Source organism: Cellulosimicrobium funkei, from assembly GCF_004519295.1.
Lineage (GTDB): Bacteria > Actinomycetota > Actinomycetes > Actinomycetales > Cellulomonadaceae > Cellulosimicrobium > Cellulosimicrobium funkei.
This window is the reverse complement of record NZ_SOZH01000004.1, coordinates 338,665-357,236: the sequence shown is the minus strand read 5'-3', so window position 1 is coordinate 357,236 and position 18,572 is coordinate 338,665. Positions and strand designations below refer to the sequence as shown.

15 protein-coding genes are annotated in these 18,572 nt (G+C 74.1%); 5 read left to right on the top strand and 10 right to left on the bottom strand.

The window, feature by feature from the left end; translation table 11 throughout:
- Nucleotide 1: 1 nt before the first annotated feature.
- Nucleotides 2–3,925, bottom strand: a complete 3,924-nt coding sequence (locus tag E1O70_RS07515; protein ID WP_167496851.1) for a sensor histidine kinase — start codon at nucleotides 3,923–3,925, stop codon at nucleotides 2–4.
- Between the two features lie 230 nt (nucleotides 3,926–4,155).
- Here E1O70_RS07515 and E1O70_RS07510 point away from each other — a divergent pair, with 230 nt between their 5' ends.
- Nucleotides 4,156–5,133, top strand: coding sequence for an NAD(P)H-quinone oxidoreductase (locus tag E1O70_RS07510; protein WP_128957634.1), 978 nt, complete (start codon nucleotides 4,156–4,158; stop codon nucleotides 5,131–5,133).
- A gap of 54 nt (nucleotides 5,134–5,187) precedes the next feature.
- A complete protein-coding gene (locus E1O70_RS07505) occupies nucleotides 5,188–5,820 on the top strand; it encodes a bacterial proteasome activator family protein (protein WP_034652579.1) in 633 nt (210 codons plus the stop codon).
- 13 nt (nucleotides 5,821–5,833) lie between these two features.
- On the opposite strand, the gene E1O70_RS07500 is transcribed toward E1O70_RS07505, so the two are convergent.
- The 5 genes from E1O70_RS07500 to E1O70_RS07480 all read right to left on the bottom strand — a co-directional run bounded on the left by E1O70_RS07500 (nucleotide 5,834) and on the right by E1O70_RS07480 (nucleotide 11,679).
- A complete protein-coding gene (locus tag E1O70_RS07500) occupies nucleotides 5,834–6,754 on the bottom strand; it encodes an EamA family transporter (RefSeq protein ID WP_061267206.1) in 921 nt (306 codons plus the stop codon).
- Between the two features lie 109 nt (nucleotides 6,755–6,863).
- Nucleotides 6,864–7,814 carry a carbohydrate ABC transporter permease gene (locus tag E1O70_RS07495; protein ID WP_021483010.1) on the bottom strand — a complete coding sequence of 317 codons (951 nt, stop codon included), beginning with the start codon at nucleotides 7,812–7,814 and terminating at the stop codon, nucleotides 6,864–6,866.
- Nucleotides 7,811–8,794, bottom strand: a complete 984-nt coding sequence (locus E1O70_RS07490) for a carbohydrate ABC transporter permease (RefSeq protein WP_034652574.1) — start codon at nucleotides 8,792–8,794, stop codon at nucleotides 7,811–7,813. The genes E1O70_RS07495 and E1O70_RS07490 overlap by 4 nt, the downstream gene beginning before the upstream one ends.
- 178 nt (nucleotides 8,795–8,972) lie before the next feature.
- Complete coding sequence (locus E1O70_RS07485; RefSeq protein ID WP_061267207.1) at nucleotides 8,973–10,379, bottom strand: ABC transporter substrate-binding protein; 1,407 nt, start codon at nucleotides 10,377–10,379, stop codon at nucleotides 8,973–8,975.
- A gap of 271 nt (nucleotides 10,380–10,650) precedes the next feature.
- Nucleotides 10,651–11,679: a LacI family DNA-binding transcriptional regulator gene (locus tag E1O70_RS07480; protein WP_240696633.1), complete on the bottom strand. Its 1,029-nt coding sequence runs from the start codon at nucleotides 11,677–11,679 to the stop codon at nucleotides 10,651–10,653.
- Nucleotides 11,680–11,851: 172 nt separating this feature from the next.
- Here E1O70_RS07480 and map point away from each other — a divergent pair, with 172 nt between their 5' ends.
- Nucleotides 11,852–12,643: a type I methionyl aminopeptidase gene (gene map, locus E1O70_RS07475; protein WP_021482979.1), complete on the top strand. Its 792-nt coding sequence runs from the start codon at nucleotides 11,852–11,854 to the stop codon at nucleotides 12,641–12,643.
- Nucleotides 12,644–12,854: 211 nt separating this feature from the next.
- Nucleotides 12,855–13,871, top strand: coding sequence for a hypothetical protein (locus E1O70_RS07470; RefSeq protein ID WP_061267209.1), 1,017 nt, complete (start codon nucleotides 12,855–12,857; stop codon nucleotides 13,869–13,871).
- A gap of 93 nt (nucleotides 13,872–13,964) precedes the next feature.
- On the opposite strand, the gene E1O70_RS07465 is transcribed toward E1O70_RS07470, so the two are convergent.
- Nucleotides 13,965–14,795 (bottom strand): HAD family hydrolase, encoded by an 831-nt coding sequence (locus E1O70_RS07465; RefSeq protein WP_255218741.1) that lies wholly within the window; start codon nucleotides 14,793–14,795, stop codon nucleotides 13,965–13,967.
- On the bottom strand, nucleotides 14,792–16,075 hold the full coding sequence (serS, locus tag E1O70_RS07460; protein ID WP_061267210.1) for a serine--tRNA ligase: 1,284 nt from the start codon (nucleotides 16,073–16,075) through the stop codon (nucleotides 14,792–14,794). Before serS ends, E1O70_RS07465 begins: the two co-directional genes overlap by 4 nt.
- Before the next feature lie 73 nt (nucleotides 16,076–16,148).
- Here serS and E1O70_RS07455 point away from each other — a divergent pair, with 73 nt between their 5' ends.
- Nucleotides 16,149–17,282, top strand: a complete 1,134-nt coding sequence (locus E1O70_RS07455; RefSeq protein WP_061267211.1) for a diacylglycerol/lipid kinase family protein — start codon at nucleotides 16,149–16,151, stop codon at nucleotides 17,280–17,282.
- A 77-nt stretch (nucleotides 17,283–17,359) separates the two neighbouring features.
- Here the strand turns inward: E1O70_RS07455 and E1O70_RS07450 are convergent, their stop codons facing one another.
- Together E1O70_RS07450 and E1O70_RS07445 are read right to left on the bottom strand one after the other, a co-directional pair.
- On the bottom strand, nucleotides 17,360–17,926 hold the full coding sequence (locus E1O70_RS07450; protein ID WP_205688625.1) for a TetR/AcrR family transcriptional regulator: 567 nt from the start codon (nucleotides 17,924–17,926) through the stop codon (nucleotides 17,360–17,362).
- On the bottom strand, nucleotides 17,926–18,450 hold the full coding sequence (locus E1O70_RS07445; RefSeq protein ID WP_061267213.1) for an FBP domain-containing protein: 525 nt from the start codon (nucleotides 18,448–18,450) through the stop codon (nucleotides 17,926–17,928). The genes E1O70_RS07450 and E1O70_RS07445 overlap by 1 nt, the downstream gene beginning before the upstream one ends.
- Nucleotides 18,451–18,572 lie beyond the last annotated feature (122 nt).

Genomic DNA, 18,572 nt, shown 5'->3' with positions numbered 1-18,572 from the left:
GTCACCGCGCCTGCGGCGCTGAATCAGGGACATAATCCATGGCCTCGGGGTTCCACGTCGAACTCGTCTCGTCCTGCCCCTCGACGCGCCCGCGGGCGGTCGCCGACTGGAACGCCGACAGACGCGCCCGCAGCTGCTCCGGGTCGCGGTCGATCCGCGCCGTGAAGCGGTCGACGTACCCGTCGCGCTCCTCGCCGCGCGAGCGTCGCGCGAGGCCCGACGCCGCGGCGTCGACCTTGAGCGGCTGGTAGATGCCGTCGTTCGGGTCCGCCAAGGTCGCTTCCTGGAAATCGGTGCTGCCCTGCAGCAGGGTGGACATCTCCTCGTACAGCACCGCCGACGCCATCCAGTCCGACCGCGCCTCGACCGAGTCGGAGACGTAGCCCGCGTCCAGCGGCTCGAGGGACTCCGCGACCGGGCGTCGGGCGAGCGGGCTCGGCGGACCGTAGCCCGACGCCGCGTCCCTGGCGGGAGCGGCGTCCCACGCGGCGGCGGAGTCCGCCGGCTCGGGCACGGACGGCCGGGCCGCGGGGTACGGGTCGTCCTGGACCGGGGGGAGGCTCCGCGTCTCCTGCACCGGGGCCGCCGGCGCCTCGGGGGCGAAGGACGGCGTGGGCGCAGCAGGGAGGTCGGCGCGCGGCGCGAACGCGGACGTGCGCGCCGGCGCGCCCGGCCCCTGCCGCGCGGCCGGGGCCGCCTGGACCGGGGCGGGCGCCGCGGGCGCAGGTGCCACCGGGTTCGACGCCGCGGGTGCGGCCGCCGCCGGTGCCGGCGTCGACGCGGCCGGGCGCGAGGCGAGCGCCTCGGCCGAGGGGCCGGCGGGTCGCGTCGCCTGCGGCGTGGCGGTCGTCCGCGGACGACGCCCGAAGAGACCGCGCTTGCGCGCCTGGCTCTCGCGCAGCGAGCGGCGCGTCGGGAGGTCGGCCATGAGCTCCTCGAAGCGGGGAAGCGCCTCGAACGAGAGCTCGGCGGGGATCTCCTCGGCGCCGTCCGCGGCACGTCCCTCGGCCACGACCGGGACGTCCGTCTGCTCCGGGGCGGAGGGCGCCACGGGCCGGACCTCGGTCGCGTCGGCCGCGGCCCGGCTCCGGTCGGCGAGCGGCGCGCGCTCGGCCGCGGGCTGCTCCGGCTGCGCCGCCACGGGCGGGACGACGCGGGTCGCGTCGAGCGGCTCCTCGGCGAACGACGACGGCGCCCAGCCCGCGGACGCGGTCTCCTGCGCAGGCTCGGGCTCCCAGGCCTGCTCGGCGGGCTGCTCCGGGGTCCACGTCTGCTCGGCGGGCTGCTCCGGGGTCCACGTCTGCTCGGCGGGCTGCTCCGGGGCCCAGCCCTGCTCGGGTGCCCAGGCCTGCTCCGTGCCCGTGGCCGCGCTCGGGGCGGCCGGCTGCTCCGCGACCTCCGGCGGGGTCCAGACGACCTCGTGGTGGACGGCGGCCTCGGCCGTCGGCACGTCGCTCACCAGCGGGATGTCGGTCGCCGTGACGTCCGGCGCGACCGGCAGCTCGACCGGGTTCTCGGTGACCGGCCGCTCGCCCACGGGACGGAAGCTCGAGAAGAGCGCGCTGCGGGTGCTGACATCGAGCACCGGGATCTCGGCCGAGACGGGCTCGACCGGGGTCGCGGCGGCACGCGACCGGCTCGGGAGCGCGGACGCGGCGGGAGCCACCTCCGCGGGCGGAGTCCAGGCCTCGTCCGCGGCGGGCAGCTCGTCCGGCAGGGCCGGGGTCGCGAGCGGCGGGAGCACGATGGCGCCCGTCTGCGGGCCCGACGCGAACGACGCGCTGGGCGCGGCCGCCGCCGGGTCGACCGTGCGGGAGCGACGGCGCGGCATGCCCGTCTGCGTGGTGCCGTCGGTGAGCGCGTCGAGGTCGACCGGCACGGCGGCGGGCGCCTCGGGCTCCACGGCCGCGACGGACGCCGTCGGGACGGGTGCGGGAGCGGCGGGCTCGGCGGGGAGGGCCGGCATCACGCCCGTGCTCGTGAGCTGCTGCGCGGCGGCCTGGGTGCTCGTCTCCAACGGGTCCGTCGGCTGCGGGAGCGGGACGTTCGAGTCGGGCACGAAGAGGACGGCCGGGAAGGACACGACGACCTCGGTGCCCTGCTCGTCGCCACCGGCGCTGAAGCGGACCTTGGCTCCGAGCCGCTCCGAGAGGCGGCCGACCACGAACAGGCCCAGGCGCTGGGCGCCGACGACGTCCGAGGCCGCGTGCGTCGCGACCTTCCGGTTCGCCTCCGCGATCTCCTCGGCCGTCATGCCCAGACCGTGGTCCCGGACGGTGATGTGCACGAAGTCCGCGTCGCGGCCGGTGGTGACCTCGACGGGCGTGTGCGGCTCGGAGAACATCGTGGCGTTCTCGAGGAGCTCGGCGAGCAGGTGCGCCGCGTTGAGCGCGTTGTGCCCCAGCATGAGCGGGTCGACGACGAGGTTGAGGCGCACGCGGTCGTACAGCTCGATCTCGGAGGACGCGGTACGGATCACGTCGGAGGCCGGCATCGGCTGGCGCACCCGACGGCCCGAGTCGATGCCGGCGAGCACGAGCAGCGACTCTGCGTTGCGGCGCATCCGGGTCGCGAGGTGGTCGAGGCGGAAGAGGTTGGACAGCGTGCCCGCGTCCTCCTCGGAGCGCTCGAGGTCGTCGAGGAACGCGAGCTGGCGGTTGAGGAGCACCTGGTCGCGGCGGGCCACGTTGACGAACATCTCGGCGATCGAGCCACGCAGCGCGGCCTGCTCGCGGGCGACCTTGATCGTCGTCTGGTTCACGTCGTTGAACGCGGTGGCGAGCTGGCCGACCTCGTCGCTGGACTCGACGGTGATCGGCGCGAGGTCGATGCCCGGACCCTGGCCAGGCACGGCGACCTGCTCGACGAGCTTGGGGAGCTGGTCACGGACGTCCTCGGCGGCGTCGGTGAGGCGCCGCAGCGGGTTGACGATCGCACGCGCGATGAGGCCGGCCACGAGGATCGAGGCGACGACCGCGGCGAGCGTCACGAGGATGGTGATTACGGCGCGCGTCGTGGCGGCCCCCGCGAGGTCCGAGGCCTTCTCCGCGGTCTCGGTGCGCACCGCGTCGCGCACGGGGGCGGTCTGGTCGCGGTCCTCCTGCGAGAGCGTCGGCCACTGCGCCGCCTGGCTGGGCGGGGTGGCTGCCGGGCGCGACCCGATGAGGTTCTGCCGGATCTGGTTGTAGGTCGCCGTCGGCGTCTCGAGGCGGAACTCCCCGGGCAGCTGGCGGACCGCGGCGCGCGCGCGGGCGGCGAGCGTGTCTCCGGTGGTGACGAGGACGGCGGCCTGCTGGTTGGTGACGGTGTTCTGCTGGCCCGCCTGCGCGGCCTGCAGCACCGCTCCAGCCAGCGGCTGCTCGAGCGCCTGCTGGGCGAGCAGCTCGTCGAGGAGCACGTAGGTGTCGAGGTACTGCGCGAGGCTGCGGTCGGGAGTGGTGTCCGCGAGCGTGCGCGGCACGTCCAGCGCCGCGTCGATGAGGTCGCTGTACATCGAGTTGCGCTGCAGCTGGCCGAGACCGGACCGGTCGATCGCCTGGCGGACACCCACGAGCTCAGACCGGTCACCGATCGTGTCGGCCACGGCCTTGCGCACGCGGGGGTCGAGCGCGGAGGTGTTGAGCCGCTCGTACGCGCGGTCGCGCGCGTCGAGCGCGCGGTCGGTCTTCTCGCGCTGCGCCATCATCTGCGCCTCGGCCTCCTCGGCCGTGTCGCGCGTGCTGTTGGCGTCGAGGAACGAGTACGTGCGCTCGGCCGCGATCTCCGTCCCGGCCGCGTCCTGCGCCGCGAGCGCCGCGACGAGCGCGCTCGTCTGGCTCGCGTCGCGCGCGGTCCCGATGGCCTGGGCCGAGATGATCGCCGCGGCGGCGAAGAGGACGAGGACGGGCACCGCGAGTGCCGCAAGGATCTTCCCGCGGACGCTCAACCTGCGGAGCATACGAACCTGCCTCCATCACCTGGTCCACCCGTTCGGCGGCATGGTCGACGCGCGTGGCAGCGGCGCCTCCCGGGCTCGCTCCCCGGTCGTGCGTACTAACTATCGGTGCACTTCCCCCGGACACCTAATCCGCGAGGAGCACGAACAATCGCCCTCGTCACGCGGTGCCCCCGTCGGTGATCCGGCGCCTCCGGGGCCGTCCGCGTAGTCTCGGCGAGATGCGAGGCGTCACGATATCGGGCCCCGGTGGCCCTGAGAAACTAACGGTTTCCACGCTCCCTGACCAGACCCCTGGGCCGGACGAGCTCGTGGTCGACGTCGCTTCCGCTGGCGTGAACCGTGCTGACCTGCTACAACGCGCTGGATCCTACCCTCCCCCGCCCGGCGCACCCGACTGGCCGGGCCTCGAGGTCTCGGGCACGGTGGCCCGCGTCGGGGACGCTGTGTCGGGCTGGTCGGTCGGCGACCGGGTGGTCGCGCTGCTCGACGGCGGCGGCTACGCGGAGCAGGTGCGGGTGCGCGCGACGCAGGTGCTCCCCGTCCCCGAGGGGGTCGACCTCGTGGACGCGGCCGCCCTCCCCGAGGCGGTGTGCACGGTCTGGAGCAACGTGGTCGACGTGGGCCGCCTGGCGCCCGGCGAGTGGCTGCTCGTGCACGGCGGCTCGGGCGGCGTCGGGACGGTGGGCGTCCAGCTGGGCGCGGCGCTGGGGGCGCACGTCGCGGTGACCGCGGGCGGTCGCGGCCGCGCCGACCGGTGCCTGGCGCTCGGGGCGAGCCTCGCCGTCGACCACCGCGAGGAGGACTTCGTCGCCGCGGTGCGGGACGCGTCGGGCGGCCACGGCGCGGACGTGGTGCTGGACGTCGTCGGGGCCGCCTACCTGCCGCGCAACCTCGAGGTCCTCGCCACGGGCGGTCGCCTCGTCGTCATCGGCATGCAGAAGGGACGACGCGCGGAGCTCGACCTCGGCCTCCTCCTCGCCCGGCGTGCCACGGTGGCCGGCACGACGCTGCGGGCCCGCCCGCCGCAGGAGAAGGCGCGCATCGTGCACGAGGTGCTGACGCACGTCTGGCCGCTGGTGGAAGACGGGCGGGTGCGGCCGGTCGTGCACGCGCGCCTGCCGCTCGACGAGGCGGCGCGCGCGCACGAGCTGCTCGACTCGGGCGAGGTGTTCGGCAAGGTGCTGCTCGTCCCGTGACGGCGGGTCGCGCTCGTCGGTGCGCGCGGGGGTGGCACGCGCAAGACTGGACCCATGGCTGACGAACCGCGCGACCCCCGTCCCGACGAGCCCACCGCTCCCGACCCTGCGGCGACCGCGCAGGGCGACGACGAGCCCGGCCGTTCCACCGTGGTCATGCCTGACGGCACGGGGGTGAGCGTCGTCGAGAGCGACGACTCGACCGACCCCGACCGCAACCCGGCGACCGTCATCGAGGAGCCGGCCAAGGTCATGCGCATCGGCGGCATGATCAAGAAGCTCCTCGACGAGGTGCGCGACGCCCCGCTCGACGAGGCGGCGCGCTCGCGGCTCGCGGAGATCCACGAGCGGTCCCTCACGGAGCTCGAGGAGGGCCTCTCGCCAGACCTCGTCGACGAGCTGCACCGCATCACGCTGCCGTTCTCGGACGACAGCGTCCCGACGGACGCGGAGCTCCGGGTCGCGCAGGCGCAGCTCGTGGGCTGGCTCGAGGGGCTGTTCCACGGCATCCAGACGGCGCTCGTCGCGCAGCAGATGGCCGCGCAGGCGCAGCTCTCGCAGATGCGCCGGGCTCTGCCGCCCGGCTCGCTGCCGCCCATGGGCCACGGTGCGCCCGGCGGGATGCCGGGGCAGCAGCCGCGCCCGGACGAGCACGACGGACGCCCCTCGCCCGGCCAGTACCTCTGAGGCCCCGGTCCGCTCAGGCGGGCGGGGGGTCGGTCGGCAGCACGTCGTCCGGCTCTCCGCGCCCGCTCGCGCCCGGGCGCGCGGCGGTCATGGCGATCGCCCCGGAGACGAGCACGAGGCCGACCAGCTCCAGGGGGCTCGGGACCTGCCGGAGCACGACGGCGCCCACGACGGCCGCCGTCGCCGGGAGCAGCGCGAGGAGCACCGAGAACGTCGCCGCGCTGACGCGGCGCAGGATCACCTGCTCGAGCGCGTAGGGCACGGCGGACGAGAACAGCGCGATCCCCGCGACTGCCAGGGCGTGCCGCCAGTCGCCGAGCACCGGGACGGCGTCCGGCGCGAGGAACGGCGCGAACGCGAGCGCGCCCACGGCCATCCCGACCGCGAGCGACGTGACGCCCGAGCCCCCGACGGCGACCCGGCGGCCGAGCACGATGTACGCGGCCCAGCACGCGGCGGCGACGGCGATCGCCGCGAGGCCGAGCACGGCGTCGTCGTGCGGGAGGTCGGACCCGACCGTCACGCCGGCGAGCAGCACGACCCCGGCCGCCGCGACCGCGATGGCGCCGCGCTCGCGCCAGCCGCTGCCCGTGACCGCCGCGACCGCGACCGGGCCGAGGAACTCGATCGCGACGGCGGTGCCGAGCGGGAGGTGGTCGATCGCGACGTAGAACGCGAGGTTCATCGCCGCGAGCGCGACCCCGAAGACCGCGGCCCACGCGAGGTCGTGCCGCGTCCAGCGCCGCCGCCACGGGCGGCGCCAGGCCACCAGGAGCAGCGCGGAGGCCGCGATGCGCAGCCAGCCCACCTCGACCGCCCCGGCGACGGCGAACAGCCCGACGGCGATCGCCGCGCCCAGGTACTGCGTGAGGCCCGAGACGACGAACAGGGCCGGTGCCGGGACGCGGTCGAGGGCGGCGGTTCGGGTGGGCACCGACCGACTCTACGACCGCGCCCGCCCGGAGACGTCGCACGCCGGTCGTGCGACGGCGGCCCGCCCGCCTGCGGGACGGGCCGCCGCCACCGTCTCGCCGCGGCCGGCGTCAGCCCTTGACCGAGCCGGCGAGCAGGCCGCGCACGAAGTACCGCTGGAGCGCGAGGAACACGACCACGGGCACGACCATGGAGATGAACGCGCCCGCCGGGAGCAGGTGCCAGCTCGCGCCGCGCGAGCCGGACAGCTCGGCGAGCCGCACCGTGATCGGTGCGGTGTCCTGGCCGGACGCGAACGTCAGCGCGACGAGCAGGTCGTTCCATACCCAGAGGAACTGGAAGATGCCGAACGCCGCGATGGCGGGGACGAGGAGCGGCATGAGGACCTGGAAGAAGATCTTCACGTGCCCCGCACCGTCGACCCGGGCGGCCTCGACGAGCTCGCGCGGGATGTCCTTCATGAAGTTGTGCAGCAGGAAGATCGCGAGCGGCAGCGCGAAGATCGAGTGCGACAGCCACACGGGCCAGAACGAGCCGTCGATCCCCCAGTCCACGTACTGCGTGAGCAGCGGGACGAGCGTGACCTGGATGGGCACGATCTGGAGCGCGAAGACCGCGACGAACAGCAGGTTGCGGCCCTTGAAGTTCACCCACGCGAACGCGTACGCGGCGAGCGACGCGAGCGTGATCGGGATGATCACCGCGGGCAGCGTGATGACGAGGGAGTTGACGAAGTAGGTCGCGAAGCTCGTCGAGCCGCCGAACAGCGCGTCCGTGTAGTTGTCGACCGTGAACTCGGGGTTCGCGAACGCCTCCCACCACCCCGACCGGCGGATCTCGCGCGGCGGCCGGAACGACGTGACGAGGAGCCCGAACGTCGGGATCGTCCACAGGACGGCGAGCACGATCGCGATGATCGACGCCGGCCGGGACGAGACCTTGCGGCGCACCTTGTCGGCGCGCGCGTCCAGGCCGGCGACGACGCCCTTGCCGCTGCCCTCCTCGACGGTCTCGTCGACGAGCGGGGCGTCGGGCACGGAGGCGGACAGTGGGGTGCTCATCGGATCTCCTCCGCCTGCTTCAGCTGCCGCACGTTGTACACGATGATCGGGATGACGAGCACGAAGAGGATGACGGCGAGCGCGGCGCCCAGGCCCTGCTCGCCCTGGCGCAGCGCCTGCGTGTAGAACTCGTTCGCCACGACCGACGTCTCGAACCGGCCGCCCGTCATCGTGCGGACGATGTCGAAGACCTTGAGCGTGCCGATGGCGATCGTCGTGAGGACGACCACGAGGGCCGGGCGGATGCTCGGCACGGTGATGTAGCGGAACATCCGCATGCCGCCGACGCCGTCGAGCCGGGCCGCCTCGACGATGTCGTCCGGGATGGCGCGGATCGCGGCGGCGAGGATCGTCATGGCGAACCCGGCCTGGATCCAGATCATCACGAGGATGAGGAAGAACGTGTTCGCCGGCGCGCTGAGCAGGAACTGCTGCGGCTCCAGCCCGAGCCACACGAGGACCTGGTTGAACAGGCCGATCTGCGGCTGGCTGGCCGGCTTGTACTCGTACATGAACTTCCAGATGATGCCCGCGCCGACCATGGAGATCGCCATGGGCAGGAAGATCAGGGTCTTCGCGAGCTTCTCGAAGCGGGACCGGTCGACGACGACCGCGTACACCAGCCCGAGGAACGTCGAGACGAGCGGGACGACGATGACCCAGATCGCCGTGTTGCGCAGGACGATCTGGAACTCGTCCCGCGTGAACGCGGTGACGTAGTTGTCGAGCCCGACGAACGCGGAGCCCGTGCGGTTGTAGAACGAGTCGCGGATGGTGCGCAGCCCTGGGTACAGCAGGCCGAACGCGAGCATGACGACCGCGGGCCCGGCGAACGCGATCGCGACGACCCAGCCGGGCACGCGCTTCGGCCGGTCGACGAGGAAGAGGATCAGACCCATGACGACGACGAAGAGCAGGATCGCGACGACCATCACCGCGAGCTTGCCCCCCGTCCCGGAGGGTTCGAGCAACCAGTCCATGTGAGGCTCCTGAGGTGGCCGGCGGCGGCCGGGAGGACGAGGTGGACGACGAGGGACGGTCGGCGAGGGCGGGCCGCCCGGGTCCTGCCAGGGGCGACCCGCCCCCGGGTCGACGCGCGGGCCCGGGGCCCGACGACGTGGCTCGCGCCGCGCCGTCAGCCCCCGGGCCGCTCGCGGGTCAGGACGTCGGCCAGGACGCCTCGATGGCGTCGAGCACGGCCTGGTCGGACTTGTCGCTCGCGATCCACTCGGTCATCTCGGACCAGAACGAGCCGGCGCCGACGGCGGCGGGCATCATGTCCGAGCCGTCGAAGCGGAACGTGTAGCTCTCGTCCGTGAGCAGCTCGTACGCCTGCTGGTCCATCGGCGACTGCAGCAGCTCGGGGTCGAGGCCGTTGTTGGCGCTGATCCAACCCTGCGGGGTCACGCTCGCCTTGGCGTTGGACCACTCGGGGCTCGACAGGTACGCGTGGAAGGCCTGGACCTCGGGACGGTCGTTGAACGCCGCGACGAACTCGCCGCCGCCGAGCAGCGGCTTGTCGTCGGCCGACTCGCCCGGCAGGTAGAACGCCCACACGTCGCCGTCCTCGGCGACCTCGAGGTCGGGGTCGAGGGTCGTCCAGTTCGCCTGGTAGAACGTGGCCTGGCGGTGCATGTAGCACAGGCCGTCGATGATCGGGTACCCGCCCTCGGTGAACTCGGTCGTCGCGATGCTGCTCACGTCGCCCAGGCCGCCGTTGACGTAGTCCTCGTTCTTCAGCACGTCGCCGACCGTGGCGAGGGCCGTGGCGATCTGCGGGTCGTTGAACGGGATCTCGTGGTTGACCCACTGGTCGTAGACCTCGGGGCCCGCCGTGCGCAGGACGACGTCCTCCATCCAGTCGGTGGCCGGCCAGCCGGTCGCCTCGCCGGACGCGATGCCGGCGCACCAGGGCTTGACGTCGCCCTCCGGGTTGTCGGCGACGATCTGGTCGGAGAGCTCCATGAGCTCGTCCCACGTCGTCGGGACCTCGTAGCCCGCCTCCTCGAACATGGACGGCGAGTACCAGACGAACGACTTCACGTTCGCGCCGAGCGGCGTCGCGTACAGCGTGCCGTCGACGGTGCCGTACTCCTTCCAGGACTCCGTGTAGTACTGGTCGACGTTGGCCGCGGCCTGGTCGCCGACCGGCTGGATCGCGTCGGGGAAGTCCGCGACGATGCGGCGCAGGAGGCCGGGCTGCGGCAGGTACGCGATGTCGGGCGCGCTGCCCGACTGGATGCGGACGGGGAGCTGGGCCTCGAACTCCTTGGAGCCCTCGTACTCGATCGTCGCGCCGGTGCACTCCTCGAACGGCTCGTACGACGCCTGCTGCTGCTCGGCCTCGGTGTCGACGATCGTCGAGTAGACCGTGACGGTCTTGCCGGACAGGTCGCCGTACTGCTCGAAGTCGGCGCAGTCCACCTCGGCGCTGGGCGACTCGTCGTCGCCCCCGCCGCCGCCCCCGCTGCTGCACGCCCCGAGCACGAGCGCGAGGCTCGCGCCGCCGGCGGCGACCGCCAGCGTGCGGCGACGCGCCGCGCTGGTCCTCGTGGTCCTGGTCATCTCAGCCTCCACCTCGTCGTGGGTCCGGACGCCGTCACCCCGGTCCGGTGAGGACCGGGCGCATCGCGACGTCGCGAGCGCGGGTGCGCTCTCGCCCTCCCACCATGCAAGCGGTTGCATCCCCGGGGTGCAAGCACAGCGGAGGTGAGTTTGCGTAACGATTCCGTCACGCGCGGCGGGTGCGCGCTCTCTCGGGGCCCGGAAGGCTGGCCGCGCTCCCACACCGTGCGCCCGCAGGGCGTCCCGGTGTGGGCAGGGGTCGCGGCCGGCCCTACGCGCCCGGGGGGAGCGGCGCCGTCGAACCGCGCCGGATGAGCTCCGTCGGGTACGTCAGGCTCTCGGGCACCGGGGCACCGTTGATCATGTCGAGCAGCAGGAGCGCCGCGTCGAAGCCCTGCTGGTAGGCGTCCTGCGCGATCGTGGTCAGGCCGACGAGCTCGCCGAGGTCGTGGCCGTCCACGCCCACGACGGACAGGTCCTCCGGCACCCGCCGGCCGAGGTCGCGCGCCGCGAGGATCGCGCCCATCGCCATCTCGTCCGACGCCGCGAACACCGCGGTCACGTCCGGGCGGCGGCGCAGCAGCTCCGCGGTCGACTCGCGGCCGCCCGCGACGTCGAAGTCGCCGTTCACCTCCAGGTCCGGCTGCACGACGACGCCCGCCTCCTCGAGCGCGCGCACGTACCCCCGCGCGCGCTCCACGGGCGGGGACCACGACGACACGAGGTCCGGCACCCCGGTCACGTGCCCGATCACCCGGTGCCCGAGGTCGAGCAGGTGGCGCGTCGCCGCGCGCCCGGTCGCGACGTCGTCGAGCCGCACCGTCACCTGCTCCGCCGGCCCGGACCCCACGAACGCCAGCGGGCGCGCCAGCCCGACGAGCGAGCGCACCTCGTCGTCGTCCAGCGGCAGCCCGACGACGAGCGTCCCGTCCACGCGGTGGCGCAGCACGCTCGGGTCGACCCGGCGGCGCGACGACGTGCGCCGGACGTCGAACGTGTAGAGCAGCACGTCGTAGCCGAGGTCGCGCAGGGCGCGCTCGGCGCCCTCGATCACGTTGGCGAAGAACCACCGGTTCACCCACGGGGTCAGCACGCCGATCGTCCGGGTCCGCCCCGTGGCCAGGGACGACGCCGACGGCGTGGGCACGTACCCGAGCCGCGCCGCCTCCGCGAGCACCCGCAGGCGCGTCGCCTCGGAGACGTTCGGCAGGCCGCGCAGGGCGCGCGAGACGGTCGCCGTGGACACCCCGGCGGCCTGGGCGACGTCGTCGATACCTGCCACGACGGGTGATGCTGCCACGCCGGGACGGACCCTGGCGAGGCGCCGTGCCGCATCGTGAGCAGATCGATGCAAGCGCTTGCCCTCGCCGGGACCGATATCGTGGTCGGGCCCGCCCCTCGGCACCGCTCGGTACGTACGAGCCCGCCGTGCCGTCGTCGGGCACCACCACCTGCGAACCGGAAGGACCACGATGATCGAGCTGAGGACCCCGCGGGAGATCGAGCAGATGCGGCCCGCCGGACGGTTCGTCGCCGACGTCCTCACCACGGTGCGCGCCGCCACGAAGGTCGGGACGAACCTGCTCGAGCTCGACGAGGTCGCGCACCGGATGATCCGCGACCGCGGGGCCGAGTCCTGCTACATCGACTACCACCCGTCGTTCGGCGCGAGCCCGTTCGGCAAGGTGATCTGCACGTCCGTGAACGACGCCGTGCTGCACGGCCTCCCCCACGACTACGCGCTGCGCGACGGCGACCTGCTGAGCATCGACTTCGCCGCCTCGGTCGACGGGTGGGTCGCGGACTCGGCGCTGTCGTTCGTCGTCGGCACGCCGCGCGCGGGCGCGCTCGGCGAGGCGGACGCCCGGCTCATCCAGACGACCGAGCGCGCGCTCGAGGCGGGCATCGCCGCCGCGCAGCCGGGCAAGAAGGTCGGCGACATCTCCGCCGCCATCGCCGACGTCGCGCACGCCGCGGGCTACTCGGTGAACACCGACTTCGGCGGGCACGGCGTCGGCCGCACCATGCACGGCGAGCCCCACATCCCGAACGACGGCCGCCGCAAGCGCGGGTTCCCGCTCAAGCCGGGCCTCGTCATCGCGATCGAGCCCTGGTTCCTCGAGACCACCGACGAGATCTACACCGACCCCGACGGCTGGACCCTCCGCTCCGCCGACGGGTCGCGCGGCGCGCACAGCGAGCACACCGTCGCGATCACCGAGGACGGCCCCGTCGTGCTCACCGCGCGCGAGCCCCGCGACTGACCGTCCCGAGGTAGAGCCCCGGTACCGCGAGGTAGAGCCCCGGTCCGCCGAGGTAGAGCCGCGGTACCCGGGCCGGCGGCTGTCGTCGCAGCGGGCGCCGAGCGACGTCCGAGCACCGTCAGACGTCGCTACCCGCCCCCTCGGCCGCACCGTCCGGGCGCGCGTGACGCGTGGCGCCACGCTCTCGTCGTCGATCGAAGAGGATGTAGGGATGACGCACGACCCTCACGGACGCGACCTCGACCGAGGCTCCGGGGACGCGCGAACCAGGGTGGCCGACTGCCCCCGCGACGCTCGGCGGCGGCGAGCCGCGGCCCGCCTCACCGGCGGTCTCGCCGTCGCCGTCGTGCTCGCCGGGTGCGCGCCGGGCACGGTCGACACCGACACGACCGAGAGCGTCGCGGTGGTCGAGGACTTCTTCGCGAGCCTGGAGGCCGGGAGGGCGAGCGACGCGGCGGCGCTCACCACGATCGACCTCGACGAGGATCTCGTCGACGACGACTTCTACCGTGCTTCCGTGGCTCGGCCCACCGACGCGCGCGTGGTGGCGTCCTCCGGCTCGTCGGCCGGCGCGAGCGTGACGGTCGAGTTCACCCTCGACGGCGTCGACGGCCCCGTGAGCCTGGAGGTCCGGACGACCCGCGACGGCGACCGCACGACGATCAGCGACCTGGGCACCGCCGACACGATCGGTGCGGGTCAGCCGGTGTCCGGCACGCTGACGGTCAACGGCCAGGTCGAGTACCCGGCGGCAGAGCTCACCCCCGTCACGTTGCTCCCCGGTGCCTATGCCGTCGAGTACATCGACCCGACCGGTCTCCTCGAAGGGTTGCGCCGGGGCTCGTCGTTCACGGCCTACGTGCCCGACGTCGTTCGGGAGGACGGGGTCGTGGCCGAGGGCTTCGCGTTCACCCCGACCTTGCGGCCCGACGTCGAGCCGGGGGTGGAGGAGGCGATCGAGGGTCTGCGGGCCGCCTGCGAGGACGAGGGTCTCACCGGTCCGTCGTGCCCGTCGGAGCTCGTCGAGAACGCACGCGAGACCTCCCGCACGGAGTGGTTCGCCGAACCCGGGCCAGAGATCCGGTACGTCGAGGGGGCGTACCAGGCCACGGCGGAGTACACCGTCCTGCTCTGGGACAACGGCGACCTGCCCGCCGAGGTGCGCGCCTCGTACACCGGGACCGTCTCGCGCGACGCGGCGGGAAAGGTCACCTTCACACGGCCCTGAGGCGTACGCCCGGTCGGGTGCGGACCGGCCCGCCGTCCTGCCCCCGGTGGGAGCCCGGAGATGACCGCGTCTCTACCTCGGGGTACCGCAGCTCTACCGCGCGGGTAGGAGGCTCTGCAGGACGCGCGCCGCGCCGTCGTCCTCGATGGTGCCGGTCACCTCGTCGGCCGCCGCCTGCACGACGTCGTCCGCGTGGCCCATCGCGACGCCGCGCGACGCCCAGCGGAGCATCTCGACGTCGTTGCGGCCGTCGCCGACCGCGACGGTCCGGTGCGGCTGGACGTGCAGGGTGCGACGCACGAGCTCCAGGCCGGTCGCCTTCGTGACGCCGAGGGGCGCGAGGTCCATCCACGCCGTCCAGCCCACGGCGTACGTGACGTCGTCGAGGCCGAGCCGCTCCACGAGCTCGTGGAACTGCTCGCTCGTCGACCCCGGCGCCCGCACGACGACGCGCGTCACCTCGCCGGACCACAGCTCGTCGAACTCGACCACGCGGTGCACGCCGTCGAGCTCGCCGTCGGGGAAGAGCTCGTTCATGCGGAACCCGACGCCGACGTCCTCGACGGCGTACCGCGCGTCGGGCAGGTGCTCGCGCAGGAGCCGCAGGGCCGGGCCCGGGTCGAACGTCACGACGTCCTCGAGGACGTACCCGTCGGGCTCGTCGGGGTCCAGCCGCGCGGTCACGGCGCCGTTGGACGCGACGACCCAGCCGCGGTCGATCCCGAGGATCTCCGCGACGGGCGTCATCGCGATGAGCGACCGTCCCGACGCGAGCACCACGTGGTGCCCCGCGGCGCGCAGGTCCGCGACGGCGTCGCGCACGTCGTCCGACAGCTCCTGGTCGTAGGACATGAGCGTGCCGTCGATGTCGAGCGCGACGAGCAGCGGCTCGGCCGCATCGGTGGTCTCCCGGGGGTCCGTCACGCCACCACCGGCTCGAGGACCTCGAGGCCGCCGAGGTACGGCCGCAGCCCCTCGGGCACGCGGACCGACCCGTCGGGCTGCTGGTGGTTCTCGAGGATCGCGACGATCCAGCGCGTCGTGCCGAGGGTGCCGTTCAGCGTGGCGACGGTCCGCGTCTCCGTCTTGCCGTCCGTCTCGACCCGCTCGCGCACGTTGAGGCGGCGCGCCTGGAACGTCGTGCAGTTCGACGTCGACGTGAGCTCCAGGTAGCGCTGCTGGGTGGGCAGCCACGCCTCGCAGTCGAACTTGCGCGCGGCGCTCGACCCGAGGTCGCCCGCCGCGGTGTCGATGACGCGGTACGGCAGGTCGACGAGGCGCAGCATCTGCTCCTCCCAGCCGAGCAGGCGCTGGTGCTCCGCGGCGGCGTCGGCCGGGTCGCAGTAGGAGAACATCTCGACCTTGTGGAACTGGTGCACGCGGATGATGCCGCGCACGTCCTTGCCGTGCGAGCCGGCCTCGCGGCGGTAGCACGCGCTCCACCCGGCGTACCGGAGCGGGCCGCCCGACAGGTCGACGATCTCGTTCGCGTGGTAGCCCGCGAGCGCGACCTCGCTCGTGCCGACGAGGTAGAGGTCGTCCTTCTCCAGGCGGTAGATCTCGTCCGCGTGCGCGCCGAGGAACCCGGTGCCCTGCATGACCTCGGGCCGCACGAGGGTCGGCGTGATGACGGGCGTGAAGCCCGCCGCGACCGCCGTGTCCATCGCCGCGTTGAGCAGCGCGAGCTCGAGGCGCGCACCCACGCCCGTGAGGTAGTAGAACCGGGCGCCCGAGACCTTCGCACCGCGCTCGGTGTCGATCGCGCGCAGGCCCTCGCCCAGCTCCAGGTGGTCGCGCGGCGTGAACCCCTCGGCCGCGAAGTCGCGGATCGTGCCCTCCTCGCGCAGCACGACGTAGTCGTCCTCGCCCCCGGGAGGCGCCCCCTCGACGACGTTGGAGATGCGGAACAGCAGCCCGCGCAGCTCCTCCGCCGCGGCGTCCGCGTCGGCCTGGCGCGCCTTGACGTCGGCGGCGAGCTGCTTGGTGCGCGCGAGCAGCTCCTGCTTCTCCTCCCCCTGCGCCTGCGCGACCTGCTTGCCGAGGGACTTCTGCTCGGCGCGCAGGCTCTCGAACTCGCTCAGCGCGGCGCGGTGGCGCGCGTCGGCGTCGAGGGCGGCGTCCACCAGCGCGGGGTCGTCACCACGGGTGACCTGGCTGGCACGGACGATGTCGGGGTTGTCGCGCAGGAGGCGGAGGTCGATCACGCCAGCAGCCTAACGAACCCGGCGGCGCAGCGGTCGTGGTCCTCCACAGCCACGACCCCGCTACGGTGTCGCCATGGCCTGGACCCTCTGGGTCGCGATCGCGGCGCTCGCCGTCGCCGTCGTGGCCCTCGTCGTCGCGCTGGGGCTGCGCGCCCAGCAGTCGCGCCTGCGGCGCGCGCACGGCGCGGACCTCCCCGTCGAGGAGACGCCCCTCGACGACGACCCGCGCGAGCTCGTCGCGTTCGTCGCCAACCCGTCGAAGCCCGACGTCGTCGGGCTGGAGGCCGTGGTGCGCCGCGCCTTCGCCGACGCCGCGCTCCCGGACCCGCTGTGGTTCGAGACGACGGTCGCCGACCCGGGCGTCGGGCAGACCCGCGCCGCGCTCGCCCAGGGGGCGGACGTCGTCGTCGCCGTGGGCGGGGACGGCACGGTGCGGGCGGTCGCGGAGGGCATGGTCGGCAGCGGCCGAACGATGGGCCTCGTGCCCGTCGGCACCGGCAACCTCCTCGCGCGCAACCTCGACCTGCCCGTGGGCGACGCCCGCGCGGCGCTCGCCGTCGTGATCGCGGGGTCGGACCGCCCGATCGACGTCGGCTGGGTCACGGTCCTGCGGTACGCGGACCCCGCGGGTCCCGGGGACGTGGAGGGCACGACCCTCGACCCCGTCCGGGAGCCCGGCAAGGAGCACATCTTCCTCGTCATCGCGGGCCTCGGGTTCGACGCCGCGATGGTCGCCGACGCCGACGACGAGCTCAAGGCCAAGGTCGGGTGGGTCGCGTACTTCGTCGCCGGGATCCGCCACCTGCACGGCCGGCGCATGCGGGCCCGCATCCAGCTCGACGACTCGCCGCCCGTCGACGCGCGGCTGCGCTCCCTCATGATCGGCAACTGCGGGCGGCTCCCCGGCGGCATCACGCTCCTGCCCGACGCCGTGATCGACGACGGCGTGCTCGACGTCGCCGCGGTCGACACGCGCGGCGGCGTCGTGGGGTGGGCGCAGCTCTTCGGCGAGGTCGTCATGCAGGGCCTCGGCGTGCGGAACGACCTGCCCGCCAAGATCGGGCGCATCGACCACGCGCGCGCCCGGCGGGTCCGGGTGCGCGTCGAGGAGGGCGAGCAGGCGCAGGTCGACGGCGACGTGCTGGGCCTCGCCGTCGAGATCGAGACGCGCGTCGACCCGGGTGCGCTGGTGGTCCGCACGGCCTGACGCGCGGCGGCGGGCCACGGGCACGGCCGGCCCGCGGTCGGCGCCGCGCGGTCGGTCCACGCGGTCGGTCCACGCGGTCAGTCCGCGCGGGCCGTCTCCGCGTCGATCGCCGACCGCATGACCGCCGCCGGCGGGACGACCCGCTCCCCACCGACGCGAGTGAGGCCCGCGAGACCGACGCCGACCATGAGCAGGCGTCCCGCCGCCTCCCGACGTCGCGCGTCGCCGCGGTCGCCGAGGACGTCCGCCAGGACGTCGGTCAGGAGCCCGAGCGTCTCCACGTACGCCCGCGCGACGGCGGGCCGCAGCTGCGCGTGCGCCCCGGCCTCCGCCCACCGGGCGAGCGCCTGGCCGTCACCGCCGGGCCCGAGCAGGTCCTCGAAGAAGAGCTCGAGCGCGGCACGGGCGGAGCGGCCGCGGGCCGCCTCCTCGAAGGCGCCGATCTCGACGTCGGCGTACCGCCGCCACGCCTCGGCGACGAGCTCGTCCGTCGACGCGAAGTGGTGGTGGATCTGCCCCGGCGACCCGCCGAGCTCGTCGGCGACGACGCGCGCGGTGACGGCGCCGAGCCCGTCGCGGCGCACGACGGCCGCCGCTGCCGCGACGATGGAGTCCCGACGCTCCGCGCGCGGCAGGTAGGCCATCAACGACTCCTCGTCCGCGCCGTCGGGGCGCCGTCGGTCAGGGTGTGCAGGAACGCGACGGTACGCGCCCGCAGGCCCTCCCGACGAGTCCGCACGACCTCGTCGGGAGGGGGGTCGAGCGGACCGCCGGACCGGACGGTCCCGACGTTGCGATGGCAGTCGAGGTCGGTGCACAGCAGGAGGCCCACGCTGCTGAGCCGCTTCCGCGGGTCGCGCGACGGCCGGTGCGCCGCGAACAGCGCGACCTCGTTGAAGCGCCGCGAGAAGCGGCACAGGGCGCACATCACGGCGCGCGACCCGGCCTCGGCGTGGCTCGGGCTCTGGCGCAGGAGCGCCCCGACCGCGCGCCCGTCGACGTCCGCGACGAGGAACGCGCGGGAGGGCGCGCGCGGGTCGCGCCACCCGAGGTAGTCGAGCTCCTCCCAGCGCAGCGCGTCGAAGTGGCCGGGCAGGCGGACCTTCCCCTCCGCCGGGTCGACGTTGACGATCGCGGACCGCGCCTCGGCGCGGGTCAGCGCACGCACCGTCGCTCCTTCAACTTGTACATGGATACAATTTGTACACGTTCCCAAGTCTGCCCGTCCAGAAGATTGCGCGCAGCCCCCGTGGAGGCCGCGTGAGCGTCGCGCGCGGACCTGCGCGGACG

Bases quoted from the DNA above. Each gene is read 5' to 3' on its own strand.
- E1O70_RS07510 (WP_128957634.1), top strand. From the start codon at position 4,156: ATGCGAGGCGTCACGATATCGGGCCCCGGTGGCCCTGAGAAACTAACG.
- E1O70_RS07505 (WP_034652579.1), top strand. From the start codon at position 5,188: ATGGCTGACGAACCGCGCGACCCCCGTCCCGACGAGCCCACCGCTCCC.
- E1O70_RS07495 (WP_021483010.1), bottom strand. From the start codon at position 7,814: ATGAGCACCCCACTGTCCGCCTCCGTGCCCGACGCCCCGCTCGTCGAC.
- E1O70_RS07490 (WP_034652574.1), bottom strand. From the start codon at position 8,794: ATGGACTGGTTGCTCGAACCCTCCGGGACGGGGGGCAAGCTCGCGGTG.
- E1O70_RS07485 (WP_061267207.1), bottom strand. From the start codon at position 10,379: ATGACCAGGACCACGAGGACCAGCGCGGCGCGTCGCCGCACGCTGGCG.
- map (WP_021482979.1), top strand. From the start codon at position 11,852: ATGATCGAGCTGAGGACCCCGCGGGAGATCGAGCAGATGCGGCCCGCC.
- E1O70_RS07470 (WP_061267209.1), top strand. From the start codon at position 12,855: ATGACGCACGACCCTCACGGACGCGACCTCGACCGAGGCTCCGGGGAC.
- E1O70_RS07455 (WP_061267211.1), top strand. From the start codon at position 16,149: ATGGCCTGGACCCTCTGGGTCGCGATCGCGGCGCTCGCCGTCGCCGTC.
- E1O70_RS07450 (WP_205688625.1), bottom strand. From the start codon at position 17,926: ATGGCCTACCTGCCGCGCGCGGAGCGTCGGGACTCCATCGTCGCGGCA.